Below are 274 nucleotides of genomic sequence, written 5' to 3' on the forward strand. Positions count from 1 at the left end.
TGCCGCAGATGCCGCTCGACGATCAGAAGGTGCGGCAGAACCTGTCCGCGCGTTTCTATCCGTCGGGGCACATGGTGTATCTCGACGGCGGCTCGCGCACCGCGCTCAAGCGCGATCTCGCGGCGATGTACGACGCGACGGTCAGCGATACGGGCGCACGGATGCGGATTCGCGCACTGCAGGCGACGAAGAAGGGCGGGCACGCGTAGCGGCGCCCGTCGGCAGGACGCCGCGCGCAGCCGTGACGGTACGCGCGGCGTTGTTTTTCAGCGTG

Annotated in this window: 1 pseudogene; it reads left to right on the plus strand. The window is 68.6% G+C overall.

Annotated features, from left to right (window positions below):
* Positions 1-209 (plus strand): annotated as a pseudogene (locus MKD49_RS25930) (peptidase S1); the annotation flags it as partial.
* Positions 210-274 lie beyond the last annotated feature (65 nt).

This window comes from Herbaspirillum sp. WGmk3, from assembly GCF_023952535.1.
In the GTDB taxonomy this organism is placed as follows: domain Bacteria; phylum Pseudomonadota; class Gammaproteobacteria; order Burkholderiales; family Burkholderiaceae_D; genus Herbaspirillum; species Herbaspirillum huttiense.